This window comes from Streptomyces cavernae (genome assembly GCF_004023625.1).
Lineage (GTDB): Bacteria > Actinomycetota > Actinomycetes > Streptomycetales > Streptomycetaceae > Streptomyces > Streptomyces cavernae.
In genome coordinates this window covers 1-1,438 of the sequence record NZ_RPDJ01000118.1, presented here as the reverse complement: position 1 = coordinate 1,438, position 1,438 = coordinate 1, and the positions used below count along the sequence as shown (strand labels likewise).

At 71.7% G+C, this 1,438-nt stretch carries 1 protein-coding gene; it reads right to left on the bottom strand.

What is annotated here, in order from left to right; translation table 11 throughout:
• Positions 1-413: 413 nt before the first annotated feature.
• Positions 414-1,438, bottom strand: a 1,025-nt coding sequence (locus EF387_RS46415; RefSeq protein WP_155589858.1) for a carboxylesterase family protein, incomplete at its 5' end; no start/stop codon positions are given.

Sequence of the window (1,438 nt, the reverse complement as noted above, 5' to 3'; positions counted from 1 at the left end):
TTGCCGCGCGGCACCCGGGGCCGACCTCGCGGCCACCCCCCGGCACCCCAGGGGCGAAGTGTCCGTTTTGCCCCTGGGGTGTCATCCACTACCACCCCTAGTACCGGGAAAATCGCCTGTGCGGCATGTCACCGGAGGGCCCGTTGGAATGTGACGCGGGCTACCCGGAAGGGGGCCCGGCAAGAGACCCAGGTCACCCCGTTCCGGGCCGTAGAAGGGCCCGACAAGAGACCCAGGTCACCCCGTTCCGGGCCGTAGAAGGGCCCAATACGAGACCCACATCACCCCGTTCAGGGCTGCGGTAGGGCTCAACAAGAGACCCGGGTCACCCCGTTCCGGACCGCGGAAGGGCTCAACAAGAGACCCAGGTCACCCCGTTCCGGACCGCGGAAGGGCCCGACATGAGACCCAGGTCATGCCCCTCCGGGTCCCACCGCACCGAACCGATACCCCTCCCACACCTCGCGCGACGCCTCCTCCGGATAGCTTGCGAGCGCCGGCACCGTGTCCAGGAGTTGTACGAGGCGCCTCTCCGGGTCGTACGCGGGCCAGCCCGGGTCACCATGCGCCGCGAAACCGGTCCACGCCGTTCGCATGTGCGCGGACAGTGCCTCGGCCTCCGCCAAGCGCTCCTTGGCGATCATCGTCGCGGTGTAGCCGGCGTCCAGGTTCCCGAAGACCAGCGGTACGTCCAGGCCGTGACAGGCCCCCAACGGGCCCCCGCCCTCCCACGTCAGCTCATAGACGTACGCCCTGCCCCCACCGCGCACCTGAGCCTGAGCCAGGTGCAGCGAGGGCATGCGGAACAGCCAGTCCGACCAGACGAGTTCGTATATCTCGTACGGGCTCAGTTCCGGGAAGGCCGCACGGTACGCGCGTGCTCCGTCGGGCCCGGGAGCCAGGACGCGCAGGGCGTCCGCCGCGCCGTCCTCGGTGACCGTGCCGAGCCTGCCGTCGAGCGCGGTGAACAGCCGGTACTCGTGCCGGGTGTGACCCACGACGAGTTCGATGTCCCGCGCGGCCCCCTCGGCCAGTGCCTGCCAGGGCGGGGCGGACAGGACCTCGCCGTCCACCACGGGCGCGAACGGGATCTCGGTGAAACCGATCCGCCCCCACTGCTCCTCGGTCATCGCCCGGCCGACCGCGTCACCGGCGGCGGGCAGCCGGCCCGGGGCGACCGTGGCGAGTTCGGCCGCCGTGGGCCGCAGTCCCAGCTCCGCCGCGCAGGCCGCGCCGAGCCCGGCGGCGAGTTCGGCGGAGAAGTACGTACTGGGCACGCTCTGGACGACGGCCCGGCCGAAGAGCCCGGCCGCGCGCTCCATCACGAGGAGCGCGGCGATGGAACCGGCGCCCGCCGACTCCCCGAAGACGGTGACCCGGTCCGGATCGCCGCCGAAGGCGCTGATGTTGTCCCGCACCCACTCGAGCGCGGCGACCT